The sequence below is a fragment of the Rhodothalassium salexigens DSM 2132 genome, assembly GCF_004341375.1.
GTDB lineage: Bacteria > Pseudomonadota > Alphaproteobacteria > Sphingomonadales > Rhodothalassiaceae > Rhodothalassium > Rhodothalassium salexigens.
On the sequence record NZ_SLXO01000003.1, the window covers coordinates 119,822 to 146,404 of the forward strand.

24 protein-coding genes are annotated in these 26,583 nt (G+C 68.3%); 5 read left to right on the plus strand and 19 right to left on the minus strand.

Annotated elements, in window-relative coordinates; all coding sequences use genetic code 11:
* Positions 1-94: 94 nt before the first annotated feature.
* The gene (locus EV659_RS05170; protein ID WP_132707796.1) at positions 95-1,612 is read right to left on the minus strand and encodes a YifB family Mg chelatase-like AAA ATPase; all 1,518 of its coding nucleotides are present in this window, start codon (positions 1,610-1,612) and stop codon (positions 95-97) included.
* 606 nt (positions 1,613-2,218) lie between these two features.
* Here EV659_RS05170 and EV659_RS05175 point away from each other — a divergent pair.
* The 4 genes from EV659_RS05175 to EV659_RS05190 all read left to right on the plus strand — a co-directional run bounded on the left by EV659_RS05175 (position 2,219) and on the right by EV659_RS05190 (position 8,057).
* On the plus strand, positions 2,219-3,856 hold the full coding sequence (locus EV659_RS05175; protein WP_165878738.1) for a peptidase domain-containing ABC transporter: 1,638 nt from the start codon (positions 2,219-2,221) through the stop codon (positions 3,854-3,856).
* A complete protein-coding gene (locus tag EV659_RS05180; RefSeq protein WP_132707798.1) occupies positions 3,853-6,060 on the plus strand; it encodes a peptidase domain-containing ABC transporter in 2,208 nt (735 codons plus the stop codon). The genes EV659_RS05175 and EV659_RS05180 overlap by 4 nt, the downstream gene beginning before the upstream one ends.
* Positions 6,060-7,472, plus strand: a complete 1,413-nt coding sequence (locus tag EV659_RS05185; RefSeq protein WP_132707799.1) for an HlyD family type I secretion periplasmic adaptor subunit — start codon at positions 6,060-6,062, stop codon at positions 7,470-7,472. The genes EV659_RS05180 and EV659_RS05185 overlap by 1 nt, the downstream gene beginning before the upstream one ends.
* Positions 7,473-7,655: 183 nt before the next feature.
* Positions 7,656-8,057, plus strand: a complete 402-nt coding sequence (locus EV659_RS05190) for a hypothetical protein (protein WP_132707800.1) — start codon at positions 7,656-7,658, stop codon at positions 8,055-8,057.
* Here the strand turns inward: EV659_RS05190 and EV659_RS05195 are convergent.
* The 12 genes from EV659_RS05195 to EV659_RS05250 all read right to left on the minus strand — a co-directional run bounded on the left by EV659_RS05195 (position 8,033) and on the right by EV659_RS05250 (position 19,038).
* Positions 8,033-8,446: a helix-turn-helix domain-containing protein gene (locus EV659_RS05195; protein ID WP_132707801.1), complete on the minus strand. Its 414-nt coding sequence runs from the start codon at positions 8,444-8,446 to the stop codon at positions 8,033-8,035. The two genes, EV659_RS05190 and EV659_RS05195, sit on opposite strands and share 25 nt — an antisense overlap.
* Before the next feature lie 127 nt (positions 8,447-8,573).
* The gene (gene lnt, locus EV659_RS05200) at positions 8,574-10,202 is read right to left on the minus strand and encodes an apolipoprotein N-acyltransferase (RefSeq protein ID WP_132707802.1); all 1,629 of its coding nucleotides are present in this window, start codon (positions 10,200-10,202) and stop codon (positions 8,574-8,576) included.
* The gene (locus EV659_RS05205) at positions 10,199-11,356 is read right to left on the minus strand and encodes a hemolysin family protein (protein WP_200287328.1); all 1,158 of its coding nucleotides are present in this window, start codon (positions 11,354-11,356) and stop codon (positions 10,199-10,201) included. The genes lnt and EV659_RS05205 overlap by 4 nt, the downstream gene beginning before the upstream one ends.
* Entirely contained in the window at positions 11,356-12,003 is a 648-nt protein-coding gene (gene ybeY / locus EV659_RS05210) for an rRNA maturation RNase YbeY (protein WP_132707803.1), read from the minus strand. The genes EV659_RS05205 and ybeY overlap by 1 nt, the downstream gene beginning before the upstream one ends.
* A 13-nt stretch (positions 12,004-12,016) precedes the next feature.
* Positions 12,017-13,096 (minus strand): PhoH family protein, encoded by a 1,080-nt coding sequence (locus EV659_RS05215; protein ID WP_132707804.1) that lies wholly within the window; start codon positions 13,094-13,096, stop codon positions 12,017-12,019.
* Between the two features lie 196 nt (positions 13,097-13,292).
* The gene (miaB, locus tag EV659_RS05220; protein WP_132707805.1) at positions 13,293-14,681 is read right to left on the minus strand and encodes a tRNA (N6-isopentenyl adenosine(37)-C2)-methylthiotransferase MiaB; all 1,389 of its coding nucleotides are present in this window, start codon (positions 14,679-14,681) and stop codon (positions 13,293-13,295) included.
* Between the two features lie 144 nt (positions 14,682-14,825).
* Positions 14,826-15,650, minus strand: a complete 825-nt coding sequence (locus tag EV659_RS05225; RefSeq protein WP_165878739.1) for a lysophospholipid acyltransferase family protein — start codon at positions 15,648-15,650, stop codon at positions 14,826-14,828.
* A gap of 116 nt (positions 15,651-15,766) precedes the next feature.
* On the minus strand, positions 15,767-16,201 hold the full coding sequence (locus tag EV659_RS05230; RefSeq protein WP_132707807.1) for a Fur family transcriptional regulator: 435 nt from the start codon (positions 16,199-16,201) through the stop codon (positions 15,767-15,769).
* 130 nt (positions 16,202-16,331) lie between these two features.
* Positions 16,332-16,748: a Ros/MucR family transcriptional regulator gene (locus EV659_RS05235; protein ID WP_132707808.1), complete on the minus strand. Its 417-nt coding sequence runs from the start codon at positions 16,746-16,748 to the stop codon at positions 16,332-16,334.
* Between the two features lie 350 nt (positions 16,749-17,098).
* Positions 17,099-17,629 carry a GNAT family N-acetyltransferase gene (locus tag EV659_RS05240; RefSeq protein WP_132707809.1) on the minus strand — a complete coding sequence of 177 codons (531 nt, stop codon included), beginning with the start codon at positions 17,627-17,629 and terminating at the stop codon, positions 17,099-17,101.
* 75 nt (positions 17,630-17,704) lie between these two features.
* Positions 17,705-18,376, minus strand: a complete 672-nt coding sequence (gene tsaB, locus EV659_RS05245; RefSeq protein ID WP_200288063.1) for a tRNA (adenosine(37)-N6)-threonylcarbamoyltransferase complex dimerization subunit type 1 TsaB — start codon at positions 18,374-18,376, stop codon at positions 17,705-17,707.
* Positions 18,377-18,444: 68 nt separating this feature from the next.
* Positions 18,445-19,038: a malonic semialdehyde reductase gene (locus EV659_RS05250; RefSeq protein WP_200288062.1), complete on the minus strand. Its 594-nt coding sequence runs from the start codon at positions 19,036-19,038 to the stop codon at positions 18,445-18,447.
* A 43-nt stretch (positions 19,039-19,081) separates the two neighbouring features.
* Between EV659_RS05250 and EV659_RS05255 the strand changes: the two genes are divergently transcribed.
* Complete coding sequence (locus EV659_RS05255) at positions 19,082-20,182, plus strand: polysaccharide deacetylase family protein (protein WP_132707812.1); 1,101 nt, start codon at positions 19,082-19,084, stop codon at positions 20,180-20,182.
* A 72-nt stretch (positions 20,183-20,254) separates the two neighbouring features.
* Here EV659_RS05255 and EV659_RS05260 read toward each other — a convergent pair whose 3' ends face one another.
* From EV659_RS05260 to murJ, 6 genes are all read right to left on the minus strand, one after another.
* Positions 20,255-20,824, minus strand: a complete 570-nt coding sequence (locus EV659_RS05260) for a NifU family protein (protein ID WP_132707813.1) — start codon at positions 20,822-20,824, stop codon at positions 20,255-20,257.
* Between the two features lie 198 nt (positions 20,825-21,022).
* Positions 21,023-21,541, minus strand: coding sequence for a universal stress protein (locus EV659_RS05265; protein WP_132707814.1), 519 nt, complete (start codon positions 21,539-21,541; stop codon positions 21,023-21,025).
* A 65-nt stretch (positions 21,542-21,606) separates the two neighbouring features.
* The gene (locus EV659_RS05270; protein ID WP_132707815.1) at positions 21,607-22,662 is read right to left on the minus strand and encodes a DUF2333 family protein; all 1,056 of its coding nucleotides are present in this window, start codon (positions 22,660-22,662) and stop codon (positions 21,607-21,609) included.
* A gap of 254 nt (positions 22,663-22,916) precedes the next feature.
* Positions 22,917-23,570: a DUF4136 domain-containing protein gene (locus tag EV659_RS05275; protein WP_165878740.1), complete on the minus strand. Its 654-nt coding sequence runs from the start codon at positions 23,568-23,570 to the stop codon at positions 22,917-22,919.
* Between the two features lie 173 nt (positions 23,571-23,743).
* The gene (gene trpS, locus EV659_RS05280) at positions 23,744-24,808 is read right to left on the minus strand and encodes a tryptophan--tRNA ligase (protein ID WP_132707817.1); all 1,065 of its coding nucleotides are present in this window, start codon (positions 24,806-24,808) and stop codon (positions 23,744-23,746) included.
* Between the two features lie 187 nt (positions 24,809-24,995).
* Positions 24,996-26,546: a murein biosynthesis integral membrane protein MurJ gene (gene murJ, locus EV659_RS05285; protein WP_132707818.1), complete on the minus strand. Its 1,551-nt coding sequence runs from the start codon at positions 26,544-26,546 to the stop codon at positions 24,996-24,998.
* Positions 26,547-26,583 lie beyond the last annotated feature (37 nt).

The window sequence follows — 26,583 nt, forward strand, 5'->3', positions numbered from 1 at the left end:
GCCGGTCGCCGCACCCAAGCCATCGGCCCCGCCCCATCGCTTGCGACCGGCCGTTTTGGACAACCGGCCATCAGCGGGATCGATCGGGTCGGCGCTAAGCCAGCGACAAGCCCGGTTGGAGCCGCCGATAAGCCAGGGCTTCGGCCACATGGGCGCGACCCAGCGCTTGCGCGCCGGCCAGGTCGGCCAGTGTGCGCGCAACCCTGAGCACCCGGTGATATCCGCGCGCCGACAGCCGCAGCCGCTCGACCGCCTGTTCGAGCAGCGCGGTGCCGGCGGCGTCCAGTGCGGCGACGCGGGCCAGCACGTCGCCGTCGGCCTCGGCATTGGTGGCGAAGCCCAGGTCGGCATAGCGCCGTGCCTGACGCGCGCGGGCATCGGCGACCCGCGCCGCCACCTCGGCCGACCCCTCCGCCGGGGCCGGCCGGGTCAGGTCGGCGGCGGTCAGTGCGGCCACGTCCACATGCAGGTCGATGCGGTCGAACAGCGGTCCGGAGATGCGGCTTTGATAGTCCGCGGCACAGCGCGGCGCCCGGCTGCACGCCAGGCCCGGGTCGTCCAGATGGCCACAGCGGCACGGGTTCATGGCCGCGATCAGTTGGAAGCGAGCGGGATAGCTCACATGGGCGGCAGCGCGCGCGATCACCGCCCGGCCGCTTTCCAGCGGCTGGCGCAGCGCTTCGAGCGCCGGGCGGGAGAATTCGGGCAATTCGTCAAGGAACAGCACGCCCTTATGGGCCAGCGACACCTCTCCCGGCCGGGCGCGGGTACCGCCGCCGATCAGCGCGGGCATGCTGGCCGAATGGTGGGGGGCGCGAAACGGTCGGGTGCGACCGATGCGGCCGTCGTCGAGCAGCCCGGAGATCGAGCGGATCATCGACACGTCGAGCGCCTCGGCGGCGTCCAGTGGCGGCAGCAGCCCGGGCAGGCGCGCCGCCAGCATCGACTTGCCGGCCCCCGGCGGCCCCACAAACAACAGATTGTGTCCGCCCGCCGCCGCCACTTCGAGCGCGCGTTTGGCGGTCTCTTGGCCCTTGATGTCCTTGAGATCGGGTTGGCGTTCGGTGGCGTCGAGCAGTTGTGGTGCGGGCTGCGGCAGGATCTGACTGCCCTTGAAGTGGCCGATCAGCGCGGCCAGGTCGGGCGCGGCCAGCACCGACAGCGCCCCGGCCCAGGCCGCCTCGCCGCCCTGTGGGCCCGGGCAGACCAGACCCTTGTCGAGCGCCACCGCCGCCATCGCCGCCGGCAGCACGCCCGGCACCGGGGTCAGCCGGCCGTCGAGCGACAGTTCGCCCAGCGCCACCAACTCAGCCATATCCTCGCGCGGCAGCACCTCCATGGCGACCAGCAGCCCGAGCGCGATCGGCAGATCGTAATGGCTGCCTTCCTTGGGCAGATCGGCAGGCGACAGATTGACGGTGATGCGCTTCGGCGGCAGCGCCAGGCCGACCGCTGTGAGAGCAGCGCGCACCCGCTCCTTGGCTTCGTTGACCGCCTTGTCGGGCAAACCGACGATGGCGAAGCTGGGCATGCCGCCAGCGACCTGCACCTGGACATCCACCGGCCGGGCTTCGAGCCCCATGAACGCGACCGTGGTGATGTGCGCAACCATGGCCTCTCCCCCCGCGCGCCCTGGCCTGTTTCGCAACCCGTGCGGCCGAAAACCGTGCTGGCCCTGGTTCCACGCGTGACCGTGACAGTGACGCGTTCGGTTACGCTCTCGCAAGATTTTTTCATTATACCGTGCGAGCTTTTACCATGTGGTCCCCGTAGCGCCGGCTGGCATAACCGTCACCTTGACGGCGGATGCCATCGGCGTATGACAGACCGAGGATCATATCTTGATAGGTCAACAGTGCTCCTTTGACAGCATCGCTGGCGTCGCGCTCCTGACAATAGTCCACTGAGAAAGCGGTGGTTTATCGGTTCTAAAGCCAACACGAGCGGGTTGATTCGGCGGCGGACACATGATTAATTCATTTTAATAAAAATGGGTCAGGCTCTGGCTGTTTGCGTGCACAGGCAGCCAAAGACGTACCGGCAAGACATGCACCTGATCTAATGCACCGGCTTAGAGGCGAGAGTTGTGGTAAAGAATGCAGAGTATGAGCGGGGTGACCGATACGCGGCGTGGCCTGACCCTGACGATGACGCTTCCGCCGATCTTTTCAATCGCCAGCATCTGAAAGCGGCGCTGCCGTTTCGCGATGCTCGGGTTTTGACGGCGTCGATTGCGACCAATCTATTGGCGTTGGCGCTGCCGCTGGTGGTGCTCCAGGTCTATGACCGGATCATCCCTAATGCGGCCTTGCCCACCTTGACCGTGTTGGTCGTCGGGCTGCTGTTCGCGCTGTTGCTGGATATGCTGGTCAAGCTGGCGCGCTATTATGTGGCCGGCTGGCAAGGGACGCAGTTCGAGCAGCGGGTCGCCACCGGGGTGATGAACCGGCTGTTGCGGGCGCGGCTCAACGCGGTCGAGAAGATCCCGGCCGGCGAACATCTCGACCGGCTCGGTGGCATCGAACGCTTGCGCGACTTCTATGGCAGCCAGGCGGCGCTGGCCTTGGTCGACTCGCCCTTTGTTCTGGTGTTCATCGCCATCCTGGCGGTAATCGCCGGCTGGCTGGCGCTGGTGCCGGTGGTGCTGCTGGGGCTGGCGATCTTTCTGACTGCGGTGTTGGGCCGCCGGTTGCGCGCCGCGCTGGCCGAACGCGACGGCTGCGACGATCGACGCTACAACTTCCTGATCGAAGCTTTGAGCGGTATTCATACCGTCAAGGCCATGGCGCTCGAACGGCTGATCCAGCGTCGCTACGACCGATTGATGCAGGCGAGTGCCGGCACCGGTTATGACGTGGCGTTCTACTCGGGCCTGACCCATAGCGTCGGCACGATCCTGTCCCAGCTTACCGTCGCCAGTGTCGCCGGGATCGGCAGCGTCTTGGTGATTCAGGGCCAATTGACCATCGGCGGGCTGGCCGCGTGCACCATGCTGGCCGGGCGCACGGTGCAGCCGGTGTTGCGCTTTATGAGCTTGTGGCCGCGCTACCAGTCGGTGCGGCGCGCCGAAACCAAGCTTGAAGAGATTCAGTCGGTGCCGGTGGAACGGCGTGGCCAAAAGGTCATGGACGGAATGCGCTCGCTCGACCTTGAGGCCGTCTCGTTCCGCTATGGCGACGATCTACCTTGGGTGATCCGGGATCTGTCCTTGTCGGTGGCGCCGGGCGAGGTGATCGGGATCAGCGGCGCCAACGGCGTTGGCAAGAGCACGCTTTTGCACCTGATGCTCGGGTCGCTGGAACCCGAAGCCGGCTCGGTGCTGCTCAACGGCGAACCGCCGAGCACCTTTCGCAGTGACAGCTTGAGCCGCAACTTCGCCTATCTGCCGCAAAAGCCGGTGCTGTTCAGCGGCACGGTGCTGGAAAACATCACCATGTTCCAGGAACAGACCTATCTGGAACACGCCCTCGATCTGGCCCATGCGTTGGGGCTCGACGAGGTGTTCGCGCGCATGCCCGACGGCTATGACACGCGCGTCGGCGATACCGCTTCTTCGACCCTGCCGGCGGGCGTCGCCCAGCGCATCACGATCGCGCGCGCATTGGTGCGCCGACCGCAGTTGATCCTGTTCGACGAGGCCAATACCGGCTTCGATACCGCCAGCGACGACAAGCTGCGCCGAACCCTGGAAGACCATCGCGGTGACGCTGCGCTGGTGTTGGTCAGCTTCCGACCGTCGCTGCTGTCGATCGCCGACCGGCGCTTCGTGCTGCAAGACGGCCGGTTGTTGCCGCGCATCGGCACCGGCGCGGCCGCCACCCCGGGCTCGGTTCAGATCCAGGGAGGCGGCCGATGACTGGGATGCCGTCGAACCGTGGGCGGCCGGGGCGCGTGCAGCCCGATGGCGTGTCGATGTCCGCCGACGCGGCGCGCGCGCTCGCGGCGTCGCTGCGCGAAGGCCAGATCGGCGCCTTCAAGGCCGAAAGCGATGTGGCCGCCTGTCTGATGCCGCTGTTGCGCGCGCTCAATTGGCGTGGCACCGGTCGCCGCATCGTCGAGGCGATGCCGCACTTTGCCAACGACCTGACCCTGGCCGATCTGCGCAATACCCTGGCCGAGCTGGGGTATCGCACCGTTGCCCGGCCGCTGCGCCAGGCCGGGGCGGTCGACCCGCGGGTGCTGCCGGCGCTGTTGATGACCGAAGACGGGCGGCCCTATGTGCTGTACGGCCGGCGCGCCGACGGCGGCTTCGACGTGTTCGACGGCCGGGCACGCGGCGAGGCGGTATTGGCCGAGACCGAGATCACCGGCACGCTGTTTCTGGTCGCCACCACCGAGCGCCGAAGCGAACAGCGCAAGGAACGCCAGGACAATTGGGTCGGCCAGATGTTCCGCCGGTTCAACCCGCTGACCCGGCGGCTGTTTGCCATGACCTTCGTGCTCAACCTGATGGCGTTGGTGGTGCCGCTGTTCATCCTGACGGTCTATGACCGGGTGATCCCGGCCCAGTCCACCGACCTGTTGATCCCCTTGGGGCTGGGCGTGCTGGGGGTGTTCGCGTTCGAGGCAGGGTTTCGGTTCGTGCGCAGCCGGATGCTGGCGCTGGTGGCCGGCCGGCTTGAACAGATCATCGCCACCTCGGTGTTTCGCAAGATCCTCGCACTGCCGTCGTCGCTGACCGAAAGCGCGCCTCTGGGTGCCCAGGTGGCGCGCATGCGCGAGTTCGACAGCCTGCGCGACCTGTTCACCGGCACGGTGGTGACGGTGTTGCTGGAGTTGCCGTTCGCGCTGTTGTTCATCGCCGTGATCGCGCTGCTTGGCGGCTGGATCGCGCTGGTGCCGGTGGCGATGATGCTGGTCTTTGCGGTGGTCGGGCTGTTGTTGCTGCCGACGCTGCGCCGGCGGGTCGCGGCCACCGGTCGGGCGCGCGCCGAGCGCCACGCCTTCCTGGTCGAGACGGTGTCCAACCTGCGCACCGTGCGCGAGGCCGGCGTCGAGGGCATCTGGGCCGAGCGGTTCCGCGACCTCAACGCCGAAGCATTGCTCAGCCAGTTCAAGTCGTCGCAGATCCACATGACCCTGCAGACCGTCGCCCAGGGCATCATGATGGCGGCCGGCGTGCTGACCATCGCGGTCGGCGTGGTGCAGGTGTTGGGCGGGGTGATGACCATCGGCGCGTTGATCGCCACCATGGCGCTGGTCTGGCGGGTGCTGTCGCCGATCCAGAACCTGTTTTTGACCCTGATGCGGGCGGAACAGGCGCAGAACGCCGTGCGCCAGATCAACCAGCTCATGCGTATGCCCGAAGAGGAACGGCGCGGCACCGGCTCGACCATCGAGCGGCGCTGGGCCGGACGGGTGGCGCTCAACCGGGTCAGCTTCCGCTACAGCCAGACCAGCGAGCCGGCGATCTTCGGCCTCAACCTGGTGGTCGAACCGGGCCAGATGCTGGCGATCACCGGCGCCAACGGGTCGGGCAAGTCGACCTTGCTGCGGCTGATCCTGGGGCTTTATCGCCCGCAGGCCGGGCAGGTGACCCTGGACGGGCTGGACATCCGCCAGCTCGACCCCGGCGAGGTGCGCCGGACCATCGCCTATGTGCCCCAAGAGACGCACATGTTCTACGGCACCATCGCCCAGAACCTGCGCATGGCCAATCCGGTGGCCGGCGACGACGACATCCGCCGGGCGCTCGACCTGGCCGGTCTGTGGCACGAGGTCCAGCAACTGCCCCAGGGGCTCGACACCCGGTTCGGCGATCAGTCGTTCCAGCAGCTCAATGCCGGCTTCCGTCAGCGGCTGTCGCTGGCGCGCGGGTTCTTGCGCGACGCCCCGGTGCTGTTGCTCGACGAACCGGCCCAGGCGCTCGACGAGGCCGGCGACCGGGCGCTGTGCGCGGCGCTCGAACGGCTCAAGGGCACGCGCACCATCATCATGGTGTCCTATCGGCCGAGCCACATCCGCATGGCTGACGCCGTGTTGGTGCTCGATGCGGGTGTGCCGGCGCTCTACGGCGCGCCGGACGACGTTCTCGCCAAGCTTCCGAAAGGTCTCCTGTAATGGCTCGTACCCCGAAACGCCCCGATGTGACCCCGCCGGCCCCGTCGGACGCCGGCACCACCCAGCCCACCGCTCCGGCCGCCAAGGCCGGGTCGGCGACGCTGTTGTCGCGCGCCGACAAGGCGGTGCTGTCGCGCTCGGTGCTGCTGGAGGAAACCGCGCCGCCGGCGCTGGTGCACGCCACCATCTGGATGGTGGCGGCGCTGTTGCTGGCGTTCATCGTCTGGGGCAGCCTGACCACGTTCGACGAACGCGCCCGGGCGCCCGGCGAAATCGTCCCCGCCGACCAGGTCATGCCGGTCCAGCATCTCGAAGGCGGCATCGTCGCCGATGTGGCGGTCGAGGAGGGGGCCACGGTCGCGGCCGGCGACGTTCTGGTGCGCCTCAACCCGATCGCCGCGCGCGCGGAATATGAGGGGCTGAAGGCTCGGGCGGCGGCCCTGGGCCTTCAGATCGAGCGGTTGCGGGCGTTCGCGCTCGACGAGCCGCTCGACCTGGGGCCGCTGGCCGGCCAGTATCCCGATCTGGCCGCCGATCAGCGGCGCATCTTCGAGACCCAGCAGGAAACCCGCATCGCCCGCACCGAGGTGGCGACCAGCCAGATCGTCGCCCGCCAGGAACAACTCAATGGGCTCAAGGCGCGCGAGGCGACGCTGCGCAAGCAGATCGTGTCGCTGAACGAAGAGGTCGAGTTGCAGCGCACCCTGTTCGAGCAGGGCCACGGTCGCAAGGTGACGCTGTTGGCCACCGAACGCGCGCTGACCGAGGCGCAGGGCAATCTCGAACAGGTGCTGGCCGACCAGAGCCGGGTCGAAGCGAGCATCGCCGAGGCCCGCAGCGCCAAACTGGAGACCGAGGAACGGCTGCGCACCGACGCGCTCGACACCCTGGGCACCCTGGCCGCCCAGCGCGCCGAGGTGGCCGAACGCATCCGCCGGCTTGAAGACCGCTTCGACCGCACGGAAGTGCGCGCCCCCACCGCCGGGGTGGTCAACGGGCTCGACCTGTCGCCGGGTCAGGTGGTGGCCGCCGGCGACAAGCTCATGGAAATCGTCCCGCAAGCGCGGACCATGGTCGCCAAGGTGCGCATCTCGCCGCGCGACATCGGCCATGTGGCGGTGGGCCAGCGCGCCCTGGTGCGGGTCGATACCTACAATTTCTCGCGCGCGGGCGGCATCGAGGGCCAGGTCGAGCGGATCTCGGCGACCAGCTTCGAGGACGAGGAGGGCCGGCCCTATTTCGCCGCCAAGATCAGCCTGGGCCAGAACCATGTGGGCAACGACCCGCGCTCCAACCGGGTCACCCCGGGGATGACCCTGACCGCCCAGATCCAGACCGGCGAGAAGAGCCTGCTGGCCTATCTGTGGCGGCCGGTGTCGCAATCGCTCGACAGCGCGTTCAGCGAACGCTGACCCCCGGCTGTCCCCCTGTCTGTTGTCTAGGAGGTCGCATCGCGGGTGTGGAAGGGAGCCCGTCCCCCCCAGGGCCGATGAGCCCGTGTGGGAGCAAGGGTCCCTTCCACGTAACGATCAACCTGAACAGTTGCCTGGGACGGCTGGCCCCGATCCCGCACGACATGGACAGGAGCCTTAACCATGCCACAAACCGTCATCGGCTGCGACCTCGCACGCGGCTGGATCGATACGCACGTCCTGCCGTCCGGCGCGACGGCGAGGATCGAGAATACGCCTGAAGGCATTGCGCGATGGATCGCATCCTGGGGGGACGGCGCACTTGTCGTCTTCGAGGCGACGAGCGGCTGCGACGGCACCCTGATCGAGGCGCTCGCCAGCCGCCACCAGACGGTGCCGCAACCCAGGGGCGCCGACGATCCGGGTATGGCCCGGCTTGGTCCGACGGCAAGGGCTGGCGGCGCTTGGATTGCGTCGATGCGCGTGGCTCGCGACCGCCGGGCGGGACGGGTTCCCGGCCACATCCGCGATGCGACCTCATCGACAACGGACAGGGCCGGTCAGGCGCAGGCGTCTTCGGCGTAGGCGACCGACCGTAGCAGCTCGAAGAAACGCTTGCGCAGCTTGGGATCCTCGATCCGGTAATAAGCGCGGACCAATTCCAATGTTTCGCGTCTTGATAGGTAGTCCGTCTCGAACGGTTCCGGCGGCTCTTCGGCCAGACCCGGTTGTGTGGTGACGATTTGCTCGGGCATGTCGTCGAAAAAGAACGAAACCGGCACCTCCAGAATCCGAGCGATACGGTAGAGGCGGCTGCTGCCAATTCTATTGGCGCCGCGCTCATATTTTTGTATTTGTTGAAAGGTCAAGCCCAGGGCGGTGCCGAGTTTTTCTTGGCTCATGCCCAGAAGGGTACGGCGCAACCGGACGCGGGAGCCAACATGCACGTCAATGGGGTCGGGATTGGCTGTCATGGGTGAACACCCCTTCTGAGACCTGTGCGGACGCGCACAGCCCAAGCGAGTGACCTTATAGAGGCCCCTATCTATTGCACCAAAAACGGTATCCGTCACTAAAATTTTGGGCGCGTTGGGGGCAACGTCAGGCAATCTTTCGTGCCAAAACCGGGCCGAAACCGAGGCTCCAGAGCGCCAACAAAAGCCCGGCCAACCAGGGCGCGATATGCGCCGCGGGTGGCGTGTGGTCCAGCGGTTTGGGCAGCGCGCCGGTTAGCGTGGTGCGTACCAACAGGTCGGTCCGGCCGGTGAACCGGCCATAGGGGTCGATGATCGCGCTGATGCCGCGTCCGGCGGCCCGCACCATGGGCAGGCCTTCCTCGACCGCGCGCATCCGCGCCAGCGCCAGGTGTTGGTAGGGCCCCCAACTGGACCCGAACCAACCATCGTTGCTGACGTTGAGCAGCCATTGCGGACGCGGCCCCGGGGCCACCACCTGGCCCGGAAAGATGCCTTCGTAACAGACCAGTGGCGAGAAGGGCGGCAGGCCGTCGAGGTCGAGCGTGCGCAGCCCGGGGCCCGCTTGCATGCTGATCCGGCCATAGGCGAACGACGACAATGTCAGGTCGGTGCCGAGCCAGGCCAGCAGCCGGTCGATCGACGCTTCAAGCGGCAGGTATTCGCCGAACGGCACCAGGTGTGCCTTGTCGTAGACCGCACGCACCCGGGCCTCGGGGTCGATGGCGACGACGCTGTTGTAATAGTCGGGCTCCCGGGCACCCGGGGGAAACGCGTAACGCTGCTGACCGGTCAGGAGCAGGCCGCCCGGCGGTAGCATCTCGGCGATGATCCGGCGCCGGCCGGGGTCGCGGTCCAGAAAGTAAGGCACGGCGGCCTCGGACCAGATCACCACATAGCGGCCGTCGGTCGGGCGGCCGGGCTCGCTCATGGCCAGGTGGCGGGCGAAGTGCCGGCCGCGCAGGTCGCGCTGCCACTTGATCGCTTGCGGGATGTCGGGCTGGACGATGCGCAGGGTGATGCCCGGCTGGACCGGCTGCGGTGTGTCGGGCAAGCGGGCCGCGCCGGCGGCCATGAGCGCGGCGAAGCCGGTCAGCGTCGCGGCGCCGACGGTCACGGTGCCGGGCCGGTGCGGCGGCAGCAGGGCGGCCGGGGCGAAGGCGGCGAGCGCGGTGGCCAAGCTGAACAGCCACGGACCGGCCCAGGCGAGCGGTTGCATGGTCGCGGCACTCAGGGTCCACACCGCCGACAGGGGGTTCCACGGAAACCCGGTGAACAGATGGCCGCGCAGCCATTCGGCCAACACCCACAGCCCGGCATAAAGCGCCAACCGGGCCCAGCGGGCGGCGGGCAGGCCGAGCCGGGCGGCGGCCCAGAACGGCACCGCATAGAACGCCGCCAGCGCCACCGCCAAGGCCAGCACGGCCACCGGTGCCCAGGCTTCGGGCACGCTGCTTTGGTGGAGAAAGCTCTCGCCGACCCACCAGATGCTGGCCAGGAAATGGCCGACGGCGAAACCGGCGGCGGTGAGCGCCAGCCCGCGGGGGCTGCGCGCCTGATCGAGCAGCAGGGCAAGGCCCGGAAATCCAAGCCATAGCACCGGCAGCCAGTAGAGCGGGGCGAACGCAAACGCCGTCAGCGCGCCGAGCCCGGCCGCCAGCACCAGCCGCCGCCACACCGGACGGACCAGCCGCGCTGCCGCGATCGCTCCCAAGGGGGCGGCGGCAGGGTCGAGCGACGCCACCGGCGCGGTCATGCGGGTCGGTCCGTCCCGGTCCCGCGCGCCGCATCCCGGGCGCCGAGCGTGCCTTGGCGGGCAGTGCCGCCGGCGCCCCGGCGGTGATCCGACGGCGCGGGCGCGTCGGCATTGCCGCCGGACGTGTCGCCGTCCTGTGGGGCGCCGTCCGCAGCGATGGCCGGCGTCGCGTCCGCCGCTTCGGTGCCGCCCGGCCCGTGGGCGTCGCCGCCGGCGTCGCGTCGGTCGCGTGCACAAATCGCCTGGGCCGCCCGGTCGGTTTGGCTGGTCTGGCCGGACGGGTCGGTTAGGTCGGATTGCGCCGGGGTGACGCGCAGGCGGGTGATGCGGCGCAGGTCGGCGTCCAGCACCTCGAACCGGGTGCCGCCGGCATCTGTGACGATTTCGCCGATTTCGGGCACGCGGCCGGCAAGCGTGAACACCAGGCCACCGACCGTATCCACATCCTCCTCGCGGCCCTCTCCGCCGCCGAGCGGCCGGTCGAGGGTCTGTTCCAGCGCCTCGATCTCGACCCGGGCGTCCACGTCCAGGCTGCCGTCGTCATTGGTGCGGATCTCGGCCACCGTCTCCAGGTCGTGTTCGTCGTGGATGTCGCCGACCACCTGCTCGACCAGATCCTCGATGGTGATCAGCCCGTCGGTGCCGCCATATTCGTCGACCACGATCGCCATGTGGGTGCGCCGCGCGCGCATCTTGGCCAGCAGGTCGAGCGCGCGCATGGACGGGGCCACGAACAGAACCGGCCGCGATATCTCGGCGATGGTCGGCAGAGGCGCGCCGTCCTGGGCGGCGTTGAGCGCGCGCATGCAATCCTTGACGTGCACCATGCCGGTGACATGGTCCAGATTGTCCTTGAACACCGGCATGCGCGAATGGGCGGCTTCGACGAACAGGTCGACCAGGGCGTCGAAGCTTTCGTCGGTGTCGATGGCGACCACGTCCGGCCGCCGGATCATGATGTCTTCGACCCGGCTGTCGCCATTGGTCAGCAGGTTGGTCAGCAGCGACAGCTCCTCGCGGCCGAGCGAGGCGCCGCCGGCCTCACGCACGCCGTGCTCTTCGATGACCTCTTCGATGCGTTCGCGCAGGCTCGGATCGGCGTCGCCGCGCAGAAAGCGGGTCATGCGGTCCCAGAACGAGTGGGTGTCGCTCATCAGCGCGCCCCCGCTGTGTCGACGGCGGCGGGGGGGGCGTAGGGGTCGGCGATGCCGACCGCGGCCAGGCCGGCGCGCTCCAGCGCTTCCATGACCGCCGCCTCGGCGTCGCTTTCATGGTCGAAGCCGGCCAGGTGCAACAGCCCGTGCAGGATCAGGTGGACGGTGTGATCGGCCAGCGTCTTGCCCTGTTCGGTCGCTTCGCGGGCGATGGTTTCGCGCGCCAGGACGATGTCGCCCACGCACGTCTCGCTGCCGTCGGGTAGCGCGTCGTCGGCGGGAAAAGACAGCACGTTGGTGGCCCGGTCCTTGCCGCGCCAGGCGGCGTTGAGCGGTCGGACCGTCGCGTCGTCGGCGAACAGCAGCGATGCGGTGCCGGCGAGACGCGGGCGGGCGTCCGCCACCGGTGCGGCTGCGGGCGCTTGGCCGGTGGCCAGGGCGTGCCAAGCGGCGGCCGCGCGCTCGGCGCAGGCGCCGGCGTCGGGCCAACCGGCCGGCGGCTCGACGCCCAGGTCAAGGGTCAGTGTCCCGGCGACGATGGCGCGGGATGATCCGGGGTCTTCGGGATCGTCGAGAGCGGAATGGTTGGCGGCCGCCGGGTCGGGGCCGGGTGCATCCCCGGCGGGGGCGGCGCTGGAATGGGTCATGATGATTGTTCGGTCAGCGCGGGTTGTCGGGTTTCGGATCGGGGTCGGCGGTCGCCGGCCGGGCGGACCCGGCCTTATCGGCCCGGTCATAGGCCTGGACGATACGGCCGACCAGGGCATGGCGCACCACGTCCTGCTGGCTGAAGCGGACGATGGCCACGCCCTGCACAGATTTGAGGGTGTCGAGCGCATGATGCAAGCCGGATTGTACCCGGGGGCCCAAATCCACCTGGCTCGGATCGCCGCACACCACCATGCGGCTGTTCTCGCCGAAGCGGGTCAGGAACATCTTCATCTGCACCGGCGTGGTGTTCTGGGCCTCGTCCAGGATCACGAAGGCGTTCTTGAGCGTCCGCCCGCGCATGAAGGCGAGCGGCGCCACCTCGATCTGGCCCGAGGCAAGCCGGCGTTCCACCTGTTCGGGCGGCATCGAGTCGTAGAGCGCGTCGTAGAGCGGGCGCAGATAGGGGTCGACCTTCTCCTTCATGTCGCCGGGCAGATAGCCCAGATTCTCGCCCGCCTCGACCGCCGGACGCGACAGGATGATGCGCTCCACCTCGCCGCGCACCAGGAGGGCGACGCCCATGGCGACCGCCAGATAGGTCTTGCCGGTGCCCGCCGGGCCGACGCCGAACACCAATTCATTGGCCTTCAAGGCGGCGATGTACTCGGCCTGGGCCGGCGAGCGCGGCATGATCGTGCGGCTTTTGGTTTCGATGCGCACCGCCGCCGGTGCGTCCGGCTCTCCCTGGGCGGCCATGTCGACGGCGGTCGGGCGCTTGGCCTTGCGCGTCGATCGGGATTTGGCGCGCCCGTCGCCGCGGCCCTGAGCGGGCGGCGCGGTTGGGGGTGTGGCGGTGGGCGGCGGGGTGGCGGCGGTCCGCTCCGCGTCGGCCCGGGCCATGCGCACCGCACCGTCCACGTCGCCCAGATCGATCACCTGGCCGTCTTCCAGGCGCCGATAAAGATCCCCCAATGCGGCCTGCGCGGCGCGGCACCGATCATCGGGGCCGCGCACCAGAACCCGGTTGCCGCGGCTGAGGATGGTGACGCCCAGTGCCTGTTCGATCCGGGCGAGATTTTGATCGTGCATGCCGAAGAGAGAGGAAAGAAGACGATTGTCTTCGAAATCGAGCACTATTTGCGCGGACGTATCCGCTGCATCGGTGTGGACAAAAGCGTTCAAGTCCGCAGCTCTCTCTCCTTCGGGTGAGGCGCCGGCCGGCCGATCCGTCAACCGCCCGCATTGCCCGAGGGGCCTGTCTCAACCGCCGCCCTGCAGGCGCGGCTCAAGCCGCGGTCCACTGGGGTGCGGCGATCCGGCCGCTGAGGCTGTTGGGGCCGCCCGCCTCGATGGTCACGGGGAATACCGTACCAATGAGTGCATGATATGACGACATGGTCTGATCGTCCAGGGTCACATGGACCGCTTGATTATAGGGGCTGCGGCCGAGGATCTGGCCCGGCCGGCGGCCCGGCCGCTCGATCAGCACGTCGAAGCGGCGACCCACCGTGGCGTCGTTGAAGGCTTGTTGCTGGCTGTCCAGCAGCGCTTGCAGGGCGGCGAGCCGGCGGCTCTTTTCGGCCTCGTCCACCTGGTCGGCCAGCACCGAGGCGGGCGTACCCGGGCGCGGCGAATATTTGAACGAATAGGCCTGGGCGTAGGTGACGTCGCGGACCAGCGCCAGCGTGGCCTCGAAATCGGCCTCGGTCTCGCCGGGGAAGCCGACGATGAAGTCGCCCGATAGCGCGATGTCGGGGCGCGCGGCGCGCAGGTCGTCGACGATGCGGCGATAGTCGTCGGCGCCGTGGCTGCGGTTCATGGCCTTGAGGATGCGGTCGGACCCGGCCTGCACGGGAAGGTGCAGATAGGGCATCAACTGCGGCACGTCGCGGTGCGCGGCGATCAGCGAGGCGGTCATATCGCGCGGGTGCGAGGTGGTGTAGCGGATGCGCTCGATGCCGTCGATCTCGGCGACCCGGTGGATCAGCTCGCCCAGGTCGGCGCTGCCGCCGTCGGCGCGGGCGCCGTGATAGGCGTTGACGTTCTGGCCCAACAGCGTGATCTCGCGCGCGCCGAGGCCGGCCAGCCGCCCGGCCTCGGCCAGCACCGCAGCGACCGGGCGCGACATCTCAGCACCGCGGGTATAGGGCACCACGCAGAAGGTGCAGAATTTGTCGCAGCCCTCCTGCACGGTCAGGAACGCGCTCGGGCCCGGTGCCGTGGCCTCGCCCGGCAGATGGTCGAACTTGTCGTCGGCGGGAAAATCGGTGTCGAGCACGCGGCCCGGCTTGCCCTCGGCGTGGGCGGCTTCGACCCGGGCCAGCAAGGCGGGCAGGCGGTGATAGGTCTGCGGGCCCAGCACCAGGTCGATCGCCGGCGCCCGGCGCATCATCTCCGGGCCCTCGGCCTGGCCCACGCAGCCGGCGATGGCGATGATCATGGTGCGGCCCTCGGCGTGCCGGGCGTCTTTGAGCGCCTTCAGCCGGCCGACCTCGGAATAGACCTTCTCGGCCGCCTTTTCGCGGATATGGCAGGTGTTCAGCACCACGAGGTCGGCGCCGTCGGGGCCGTCGACGGCCGTGTAGCCATCGGCCGCCAGCACGTCGCCGATGCGTTGGCTGTCATAGACGTTCATCTGGCAGCCATAGGTCTTGATGAAAACCGATTTGCTCACGCTGTCGATCCTTCGTGTGGCGGTCTGTGGTGGTGCGGCTTTGCCGTATGGCTTTGCCCTTACCGGCCTTGCGCGCCCGTCCCTCGGGCTCCTGCGGGCCGGCACGTCGAGGGCGGGCCGGCAGACCGGCGTCTACCGGGCCGGTCAGGCCGGGGTGTCTCCGGCGGACCGGGCTTGGCCCCGGCGGTCGTCGACCCGGCGGGCGTTGGCCGCGTCCAAGCCTCGGGCGACCGCCGCCTCGGCGCGGCGCGCCAAGGTCTTGCGGTCCATGTCGGCGGTGACCGGGATCGGCTCGTGGAATTGGATCACCGCCGTCACGCGGCCGATGTTTAACACATCGAGGAAATGCGGCAACAGGTCCATGTCGCCGATCCAGGCGAGCCGTGGCCGGTGGGCGCGCACCAGCGGCATGTTGTTGATGCGCGTGTAGGCCAGGGTCACCGGCTGGACATAGAGGCGCGCATCGCTGGCCCGCGCCGCCGCCTCGGCGACGCCGAACAGCGCGCTCTTGAACGGCTTGGTGCGCAAGCCGTCGGTCGAGGTGCCCTCGGCGAACAGGATGACGTTTTCACGGCGGTTGAACCGGGCGAGCAGGTCGGCCACCTGCGACCGGCTTTCGCTGCGCCGCTCGCGGTTGACGAACACGGTCCGCTGGAGGCGCGCCATGGCGCCGAAAACGCCCCAGTCATTGACCTCGCTTTTGGCGATGAACGATCCGTGGATGCGACTGCCCAGAACGGGAATATCCAGCCAGGACAAATGGTTGGCGGCAAACAGGCAGGGGCCGCGCCGGATCGGTCGGCCGTGGACGACCACACGCACGCCGATCATGGCGCAGGCAAGCTTGTGCCACAGCGGCGGCAGCCAATGGGATCCGCGCGGGTAGAGCCGGTTGACCACGCTTTGATAAACCAGCACCGGCAGAGTGCCGAGCCCGAGCACGGCAATCACCAATGTCAGCTTGACCACCGGTCGCCGCGCCGGCGCCGCGGGGCTGTCGGGGTCGGGTGACGGGCGGGCGAAAGAGGAAGCCACCATGTCCGAGGCGGGCGACGGCGACGGGCGACGAGCGGGCGGTGCCGCGCTCAGTCGTCGCCTTTCTGGTCCAGCGCCGCGTCCTTGAGCGGCGTGCCATAGAGTTCCATGCGATGATCGACCAACTCATAGCCCAGCTTGCGGGCGATCTCGCGTTGCAGGCGTTCGATCTCCTCGTTCTGGAACTCGATCACATTGCCGCTGTTCAGGTCGATCAGATGGTCGTGGTGCTCGTCGCTGGCCGGTTCGTAGCGCGACCGGCCGTCGCGGAAATCGTGGCGTTCCAGGATCCCCGATTCTTCGAAGAGGCGCACCGTGCGGTAGACGGTGGCAATGGAAATCTTGGGGTCGGCCTTCGTGGCCCGGCGATAGACTTCTTCCACATCGGGGTGATCGGTTGCTTCGGACAGCACCTTGGCGATGACCCGGCGCTGATCCGTCATCCGCATGCCCTTTTCGACACACAGGCTTTCGATATCGGTCATGGCGATCCCCGCGAACGTCCGCAGTGGGTGGGGCGCTGCTATGCGGCGCGGTTAACCGGCCCGTGCCCCGGCGTCGCGATTGCCGCGCGGGCAGGCGGCAGTGGCGCTGACACGGCCCTCCGCCCGGACCTTAGCCCTTCTTCCGCGATGTGCCAAGGCCGATCTTCTTGGCCAATTCCCGGCGTTGCTTGGCATAATTGGGGGCCACCATGGGATAGTCCGGGGCCAGATTCCAGCGCGCGCGATACTCCTCGGGCGTCATGTCGTAATGGGTCTTGAGATGCCGCTTTAACATCTTCAGCTTTTTGCCGTCTTCCAGGCAGATGATGTAGTCGGGCGTGACCGATTTCTTGATGGGAACCGCCGGCTCGGGCGTTTTTTCCTCGGCCGTCCCGCCATGGTTCATGGACGACAAAGTGATGAACACTTGCTCGATCAAGGTGGGCAGTTCACTGACTGGAACCGAATTGTTCGATACGTGCGACGCCACGATGTCGGTGGTCAACGCCAGCAATTCGTCGCGATTATCCTGCTCCATGTCCTCCATCGAACCGTCCTTAAATCTTTTCAATAAGCGCTTGCCGAAGCCTTCCGTCGGCGTCGAAGGTTTGTGTCGATCAGCGTTTCTTCAAGACAGCGCGTCCAGCCTTTGTCATCTTACATTCGCACTTGAGAGCGGACGGTAATAGGTTCTGCTCCCGAAATCAAATAAAACCACGTCTATCTTTGGCTGCGGAAAAGACTGTGATGAACCGCCCAACCGTGACGGGTAACTGTGGCAAGAGAGAGGGGGTCCAGATTCTTTGATCCCCAAGCTTTTGATAAAGAGAGTCGGACACCCTTTTCGCTTGGGTTAACGCGCTCTCGGATGCTCGGGGGCGCAGTTTTGGCGGATATTCAGGCGGTGCCGTTGAAAAGGTCGCGGCTTGTGTTAACCATCATGGTCAGGCCGTCGGTGCGCGTCCCGTCATGGGACAGGTAGTAGGCGCGGCGGCGACCGATCACCCGAAATCCGGCCGCCTCATAGAGGGCGCGCGCGGCCACATTGGTCTCGCGCACCTCCAGGAACACATGGCTCACGCCCTGACGCTTCAGTCGTTTGACCATCTGGCGGAGCAGATGCCGGGCACATCCCGACCGCCGATTGTCGGGCGCGACGCCGAGTGACAGGATCTCGGCCTGGTCAGCGGCGCGCCGGGCCAGGGCGTAGCCCATGGTGACGCCGGCCGGCGTTTCGGCCACCAACGCCGTCATGGTCGGCTGGTCGAGCGCGGCGACCAGGTCGCTGCGGCGCCAGAATTCGCCGCTGCGGGGGTCGAAACACTGAGCATGGACGGCATGCAGGCTTTCGGCGTCGGTGGCCCGCACCGGCCGGACGGTGGGTGGCTGACGGTCCGCCGCGGCTGGCTCGGGGCGGCCATCGGTCATCGCGGGCAGTCCTTCATCAACGGATCTCGGCGGCGGTAATGGGCATGGCGGCTCCGGTTCGGTTCGCAGCCCGGCTCAGGCGAGCAGCGCTCGCCCGGGGCGTTTGGCATCGGGCGGTCGCAGGTAGAGCGGTCTTGGCGTGTCGGCATGGTCGGCGAGCCGGCCGGCAGCGGCCAGGCGCGCCAGCGTAGCCGCGTCGGCGGTCACATCCGGCCCGGCGGTCAGGTGCTCGGGCGCCGTGGCGATCAACGCCGCTGCACCGCTGCCCACCGCGTGCGCCGCGACCCGGGTGTCGGTCAGGTGTGTCAAGACGCGGCCGGGCGCCGCTTCTTCGGCCGGGCCGGCGGCGACCAAGCCCTGCGGCCCGCGGTCGAAGCGTTGCCAATAGACGCTGTTCCGACGCGCGTCGATGGCGGCCAGAATGGCCCGGCCGTCGTCGGGCATCACGTCGGCGGCGGCGAGCGCGAGAAGCGCCAGCGTGGACACGGCCAGCGTCTCGGCGCCGGCGGCGAGCGCCAGCCCGCGTGCCGCCGCCAGCCCGACGCGCGCGCCGGTGAAACTGCCGGGTCCGCGCGTCACCGCCACCCGCCCCAAGGCGTCGAACGGCAGGCCGGCCTCGGCCATCACGGCCGCGACCATCGGCACCAGGGCTTCGGCATGGCCGCGCGCCATGGCCTCGGCGCGCCAGACCAGCCGACCCTGGGCGTCGATCACCGCGGCGGAGCAGGCCGGTCCGGTGGTCTCCACCGCCAGGGTCGCCAAGCCGGGCCGGGGGACTGGTCCCCGCGGCCGGGCGTCGGTCGCGCCGCGGCGTGTCACAGGACGCTGCACGCCTGGTCGAAGTCCAGGCGCGGGTGACGGGGGAAGATCGACTCCGGGTCGCCATATCCGATGCTGCAGAGGAAGTTGGAGCGCCATTCGCTGTCGGCGAAAAAGTCGGCGTCGACGGCGGCGTTGTCGAAGCCCGACATGGGTCCGCAGTCGAGCCCGAGCGCCCGCGCGGCGACGATCAGATAGGCGCCTTGCAAGGTGGCGTTGCGGAACATGGTCGTCTCGGCCAGGTCGGGATTGGGGGCGAACCACTCGCGCGCGTCGGGGTTGTGGGGGAACAACTCAGGGATCCAGTCGTAAAAACGCGGGTGTTGGGCGACGATCACGGTTACCGGGGCCTTGCGGATCTTCTCGGCGTTGGTCGCCATGGCATGGCCGGCGAGCCGCGCCTTGGCCTCGACGCTGCGGCAGAACAGGAACCGGGCGGGCGAGCAGTTGGCGCTGGTCGGCCCCCATTTGAGCAGGTCGTAGAGCCGGTGTAGCGTGTCCTCTTCGATATCTTTGTCCAGCCAATTATTGTATGTGCGGGCGTCGCGGAAGAGGGTGTCGAGGGCTTGCTCGGAGAGTTGCTCTGGCACGGGTCGGTCCTTTTTCGGCGGCATACTTGCAGGGAGAGCTACGATGTATATCGATTGGCGCACCGTGTTTCAAACGACGCTCCCGGGCATGGTCCCAAGCGTGCTCCCGGGCGTTGTTCTGGGCCTGCTGGTGACGGCGGCCAGCGCGGCGGTCAGCCCGCCGGCGGCGCACGCGGTGGAAGACGCACGCTCGGCGGTGGTATTGATGTACCACCGCTTCGGCGAACAAGACCTGCCGAGCACCAACATCAAGCTCGACCAGTTTCGTGCCCATCTGGCGGTCATCGAGGAGCGCGGCCAGCCGGTGCTGCCCCTGGCCGAGATGATGGCGCGCATCGAGGCCGGCGAGACCCTGCCCGACCGGTCGTTGGCGATCACCGTGGACGACGCCTATCGCTCGTTCATGACCGAGGCGTGGCCGTTGCTGAAGGCACGCGGCTATCCGGTGACCCTGTTCGTGTCCACCGACCCGGTGGACGAAGGCCATGCGCGCTACCTGTCGTGGGACGAGATCCGCCAGTTGCGCGACGAGGGCGTCACCATCGGCCACCATGGCGCGGCCCATTTGAACATGGTCGACGCCGGCGTCGAGGCGTCGCGCGCCGACCTGCGCCGGGCGACCGCGCGGTTCGAGGCCGAGTTGGGCGAGCGCCCGGATCTGTTCGCCTATCCTTATGGCGAATTTTCCCTGGCCATTCGCGACATGATCGAGGCCGAGGGCTTCAAGGCCGCCATGGCCCAGCATTCGGGCGGCATCCACACCGGCGACGATGTCTACACGATCCCGCGCTTCGCGTTGAACGAGCGCTATGGCGGCGCCGATCGGTTTCGGATGATTTCGCAGGTGCGCGCGCTGCATGTGACCGACGCGGTGCCGCCGGGCCCGGTGATCGCCGACCGCGACAAGAACCCGCCGGTCTACGGTTTCACGGTGGTGGACGGCGCGCCCGCCGCCTCGGCCTTCAACTGCTTCAGCAGCCACCAAAGCGGCCGGATCGAGCCCAAGGTATTGGGCGGCAAGCGGGTCGAGATCCGCTACGATCGGCCGATGCCCGCCGGGCGCCACCGCACCACCTGCACGGTGATGGGCGAGGGCGGGCGCTGGTACTGGCACGGCAAGTTCTTCTACGTGCCGGCGAATTGAAGCGCAGTCCCCCCGGCACCGGCCGATCATCGCGTCGGTTGGGGGCGGGCGGCCGGGTGGGCGGTCGCCGGCTCAGACCGGGCGCACCTCGACCACCTCGGGCACATAGTAGCGCAGGAGGTTCTCGATGCCGTTCTTCAACGTCATGGTCGAACTGGGGCAGCCCGAGCAGGCGCCTTGCATGTGCAGATAGACGATGCCTTCCTTGAAGCCTTGATAAACGATGTCGCCGCCATCTTGTGCCACCACCGGCCGTACCCGGGTGTCGAGCAGTTCCTTGATGGCGTCGGTCACTTGGGCGTCGGCGGGGTCGTCGTCCATGGCCACATCGGCGGTGCCCGCGGCGATGGTGGCATCGCTGGTGAACAGCGGCGCCTCGGAGCTGTAGTGCTGCATGACCGTGCCCAAGACCTGGGGCTTGAGCTCGGTCCAATCGGTGTCGTCGTCCTTGGTCACCGAAATGAAGTCGCCGCCATAGAACACACCGGTCACACCCGGCAGCGCGAACAGCGCTTCGGCCAGGGGCGATTGCCGGGCCAGGTCGGCATCGGTGAAATTGGCGGTGCCGTCTTCCATCACCACCCGGCCGGGAATGAACTTCAGCGTCGCCGGGTTGGGCGTCGGCTCGGTTTGAATGAACATCGACAATTCCTTCCTGTCTCGGCGCCGCGGCGCGCCGCTCCGCTTGATCATGTGGCCAAGTGCCGCCGGCGCGTCAAGCAAAAGACGACCTGATCGATCCGATTTTCCGGTGACGCCACGCCGGGGGGCTGTCGTCTGGCGGCGTAGCGGGGCGACGGTGTCGACGACCGGCCCACAAGAGCCGGCCGGACCGGCCGGTCAAACCATGGCGTCGATGTCTTCGGCGGACAGGCCGCCGGGCACGATGACCACCGGGCATTGCAGCGTGCCGGCCAGCGGCCCCGAGAAGTACTCCACCAGCGGGCCTGGGTCGCCTTCGGTGCCGGCGCCCAGGATCAGCGCGAACAGGTCGTCGCAGGCGGCGATATAGTCGCGCAGGGCCTCTTTTGGCTGGCCTTCGCGCACGACGATCTCGGGTTCGATGCCGCTATAGGCGCGGATTTCGTCGGCGCGCCGTTCCATCATGTCATAGGCGTCGGCCATGGCCTCTTCGCGCATGGTGTCGGCGACCGCCACCCAGTGCTGGAAGTTGGCCGGCGGGATCACATGAAACAGGATCAGCCCGCCACCGGTCATATGCGCCGCCCGGCCGGCCGCGAAGCGTGCCGCGATGCGGCTTTCGGGCGACTCGTCGACGACGGCGAGGAACTTGCGCCGCCGCGACGGCTGCGGGCTGAGGTCTGCGTTGGGCAGACTGCTGGGGGCCAGATTGCTCATTCGTTAACGATGGCGGCAGCGCGCGGCCCGCGCAAGCATCGGCTGTGGCGCACCGCGGTAAGCGCTTATTGGGCCAGGATATTCGTCAACTCGCGCAGCTTGGTGCGGGCGCGCAGAAGGTGGAAACCCTGCGCGGACAGATGATTCGGGAACAATGTGCCATCGGTTTGGCCGTTCATCACCATCAGCCACGGGTCCAGCCGCGCCGCGCGCTCCATGCTGCGCACCATTTCGTCGTAGATGGGCGTCAGTTCGCTCTGTTCGATCACCGACGCGAAGTCGCTGCGCAGCGCCCTGAGCACCATGACATAGCCGTAGAGTTTGCCTTTGGTGCGGAAGAACAGGTCGTCGGAACGATAGTCGACGCCCAGACCGCCGGCGCGTTCCTCGATAAAATTGTCGAGCACGGCCGCCGAACTGCCGAGGTCGAGGGCGATCCGGTCCAGGGTCTGGAGAAAATTGTCGGTGCGCTTGTCATAAATGGCGTCGCCGGCGGCCAGGCGGCGGTTGTAGCTGCGCAGGCCGTCGATGGCGCGGCGGAAATAGACCTCCGACGGCGTCTGGGGCAGCAGGCTGGGCAACTGCATGATCCAGGCATTGCCTTCTTTGGACAGATTGCCGGCCGCCACTTCCAAGTCGTCGTCGGCCGCCGACGAGCCGCGATTGCGGCCCAACTGGTCGCGCAATTCGAACGAGAAGCGGGCCAGGGCGTCGAACACGCCGCTTTGGAAGTTGGGCATGTTGTCAAGCAGCGAGGACGGAAAGAAGAACGGGTCGTTCTTCACCCAGCCATGGTCCAACTCGCGTTCGATCAGCGCGGCGGTCATGGCCACCGCGCGCGAGCCGCCTTCGGGCGGCGCGCCGGGGCTGAAGCTCACATCGTCGTCCACATGGTGCACGATCAACATCCCGATGACGTAATAGGCCGCCAACAGGCCCGCCAGCGCCACCAAGATGACCGCCCAGGTCCGGGCCGACAGCCCGGTCAGCAGGGCGGCCAGGCCGTGATAGGCGGCCGCAATGCGGCGCTTGAGCCAGCCCAGGGCGCCGCCGGCGCTACCGGCCAGCCGGCGGGTCCGCCCAGGGGACGAAGGGAAACGCGAGGAGGAGGTGTCAGCCATGCCGTATGTGTCCGCTCTTTCTGACGCGAGGGAAGCAGGAAGCCGGGCCGGCGCCGCGCCGCCACGCGCTCGGCGGCGAGCCTAGCCCGGCGGTGGCGATCCGTCCAGCAAGGCCGCGGCGGTGCGGCTCGCGGCCTTCCATATCGGTGGCCCCAGCGCCGCGGCCTTGAGACTGAGCCGCCTTCACACCGAGGGGCCCGACGCTTGGCGGCCCGGTCCCTCAGACTTGCGGGGCGCTGCAGCGAGATACAGGCTCAGAAGCCGCGTTCGGCCATGTCGGCGCGGTCGTCACCCTTGGCGACCTTGACGTCGATGCGCTGGGTCTCGCCGCTCTGGCCGGGGAAGTCGGCAAACATGGCCTCGACCAGATAGGGCATCACTTCTGGCAGATTGGGGCTGCGCCCGCGCGAGACGAGACGCCCTTCATAGACCATCCGGCCGCTGCTGGTGTCGACCATGTCGACCGCCAGATGTCGGTTGTAGACATCGTAGCTGTCGATCCGGTTGTCGGCAAAGCCGATCGGCGGATAGCCCCAGCCGGGGCCGTAGAAGGGGTGAAAGGCGCCATAGTAGCCCCACCCCCAGCCATAGCCGTAGCCGAGCCCGCCATAGGCGCCGCCGCGATCCTCGACCGCGGTGCGCGGGGCGGAGACGCTATAACCCACTTCGACGCGGATATCGGCATTGTCGGCCACCGGCTGATAGCCGTTTTCGATCAGCCGTTGGCGGACATAGCCGGCATAGGTCTCGAACTCCAGACTGCCGGCCAGGTTCTCGTTCATCGGCACGATACGCACCGTGGCCCCCCCCGGTTGGCCGATCTGGTGGAACTGGGAGACGTTGGTGGAGACGGTCTGGGCGCAGGCGCTCAGACCGAGCAGAATGACGACGGCGGCGAGTATGCGCATTTCAACCCTCATTCACGGCCACGTTCGGACAAGGCTTTTCCAGAAAAGTGGCATGTTTGCGGCCGGAATCAAGGCAGGCGTTTGGACGCGGGCGGCCGCTTGCCCAGGCCAGGGCGGGGCAGGCCAAGGCTGAGCCGGCAAAGACCGGCCAGGCCATGGCCGTGCCCTGACGTTCAGCCCCGCCGGCCGGCGCCCAACAGGCCGATGGTCTCCTTGACCTCGTCGAGCACCGGCTCTGCCAGGGCCGCGGCCTTCTCCGCGCCGCGGTCGAGGATCGCGTCCAGGGTCGCCGGGTCGCCCATCAGCCGCGCCATCTCGCCGGTCACCGGCGACAGATGCGCCACCGCCACGTCGACCAGCGCGTCCTTGAAGTCCTTGAAGCCCTTGCCGGCGAACTGGCCCAGCACCTCGGCCACCGGCAGGTCGGCCAGGGCGGCGTAGATATTGACCAGGTTGCGCGCCTCGGCCCGGTCGTCGAGGCCGTCGGCGGTCTCGGGCAGGGGTTCGGCATCGGTGCGCGCCTTGCGGAACTTTTGCGCGATGGTGTCGGCGTCGTCGGTCAGGTTGATGCGGGTCATGTCCGAGGGCTCGGACTTGGACATCTTTTTGGTGCCGTCGCGCAACGACATCACCCGGGTCGCCTCGCCGGTGATGATCGGCTCGACGATCGGAAACACCTCGCGGCCGAAATCATGGTTGAATTTCTGGGCGATGTCCTGGGTCAGCTCCAGATGTTGTTTCTGGTCCTCGCCCACCGGCACATGGGTGCCTTTGTAGAGCAGGATGTCGGCGGCCATCAGGGTCGGGTAGACATAAAGCCCCACCGACACCTTCTCGCGGTTCTTGCCCGCCTTGTCCTTGAACTGGGTCATCCGGTTGAGCCAGCCGATGCGGGCGACGCAGTTGAACATCCAGCTCAATTCGGCGTGACCGGCGACCCGCGACTGGTTGAACAGGATCGCGCGCTCGGGGTCGACGCCGGCGGCGATGTAGGCCGCCGCCGCCTCGCGGGTCTGGGCGGCGAGCCGGGCCGGGTCCTGCCAGACGGTGATCGCGTGCAGGTCGACGACGCAATAGAGGCATTCATAGTCGTCTTGCAGCTTACCCCAATTCTTGAACGCGCCCAGATAGTTACCCAGGTGCATGTTGCCGCTCGGCTGGGCGCCGGAGAACACGCGCGGGGTGAAGCTCTTGGTCGTCGTGGGGCGGTCGTCGGACCGGGCAGCCGTGTCGGACATGATACTCTCGAAGGCAGGGTGAGGGCGCCGCCCGAGGGACCGGTGGCGCGCAGGTGGCGCTGTTATCGCAACGCCCGCCGGAGCGGTCAAGCGGCGGCCCCGGCGCCCCCGGCATGGTCCCCCCCCCCGAACCGGCCCGAACCCAAACCCGAGCCTGCGGCCCCGGTCCCGGCTGGGCTGTCCGGTCTCAGCCCCGGCGCAGCAGCGCGCGCAGCTCGCCCGCCCGGACCGCGCCGGTGGCCAGCAGCCCGGCGCCGTAGAGGCCGAGCCCTGCGACCACCAACAGCGCGGCGGCCAGCGCCTGGTCGAGCTTGGCCTCGGGCGCGCCGATCCACACCGCCAGGGCATAGACCGCGCCGCCCATGGCGGCGGCGGCGAGCGCCAGGCGCGGCAGCGTGCGGGCCAGCCGGGCGTCAGGACGGTAGTGGCCGCGGCGCACCAGGATCGCCAGCAACACCAGCGCGTTGGCCCAGGCGGCGATGGCGGTGGCCAGGGCCAGGCCGGCGTGCGCCAACGGCCCGATCAGCGCCAGGTTGAGCGCCACATTGACCGCCACGGCGGCCATCGACACCGCCACCGGGGTGCGCGTGTCCTGGCGCGCGTAGAAGGCCGGGGTCAGCACCTTGACCAGCACATAGGCCGGCAGGCCCACCGCATAGGCGGTCAGGGCGGCGGCGGTGGCGGCGGTGTCGGCGGGCGTGAAGGCGCCGTGCTGGTAGATCGGCCGCAGCCAGGCGTCGGGCGCCAGCGCCAAGGCCACCGCCGCCGGCACGGTCAGCACCAGGGCGAATTCGAGCCCCCGGTTGAGCCGGTCGAGGCCCAAAGCTTCGTTGCCGTCGCTCAACGCCCGGGTGATGCTGGGCAGCAGCACGGTGCCGACCGCGATGCCGATGACCCCGAGCGGCAGTTGGTTGAGCCGGTCGGCATAGTAGAGGAACGACAGGGCGCCCTCGCCCAGAAAGCGCGACGCCAGCACCACGTCGACCAGCAGGTTGATCTGCATGACCCCGGCGCCCAGCGCCACCGGGCCCATGTTGGTGAGCAGCCGGCGCACCGGCGGGCTCAGCCGCGGCGCCCGCAGGCGCAGGCCAAAGCCCGCCCGGTGCGCGGCGATGGCGATGAACACCAGTTGCACCACGCCGGCGATGCTCAAGCCGGCAGCGAGCGCGCGCGCGGTGGTCACCGTGTCGTCGTGGCGCCAGATGAGGGCCGTTACCAGCACCAGGTTGAGCAGGATCGGCGCGGCGGCGAAGGCGGCATAGCGGCCGAGGCCGTTCAGGACGCCGCCGAACAGCGCCACCAGCGAGATGCTCAGCAGATAGGGGAAGGTCAGCCGGGTCAACTCGATCGCCAGCGCGGTCTTGGCCGGGTCGTCGTCGCGAAAGCCGCCGGTTAACAGCCAGATGATCGCCGGCGTGAACAACTCGGCCAGCGCGGTCAGCACGATCAGCGCCGGCAACAGCACCGCGAGCGCCTGTTCGGCGAAGGCGCGGGCGTCGCGCCGTTGGGCGTCGCCGGGATTGAGCCCTAAGCGTTCGGCGAACAGCGGCACGAAGGCGGCGGAAAAGGCGCCCTCGGCGAACAGCCGGCGGAACAGGTTGGGCAGCTTGAAGGCGATCACGAAGGCGTCGGCGGCCATGCCGGCGCCGAGGAAGCGGGCCATCAACAGGTCGCGGACGAAGCCCAGGACGCGGCTGACCAGGGTCAGCCCGCCGACGGAGAAGAACGAGCGGATCATCGCCGTTTAAGGCCATGGATCGGCGGCGGGATCAAGG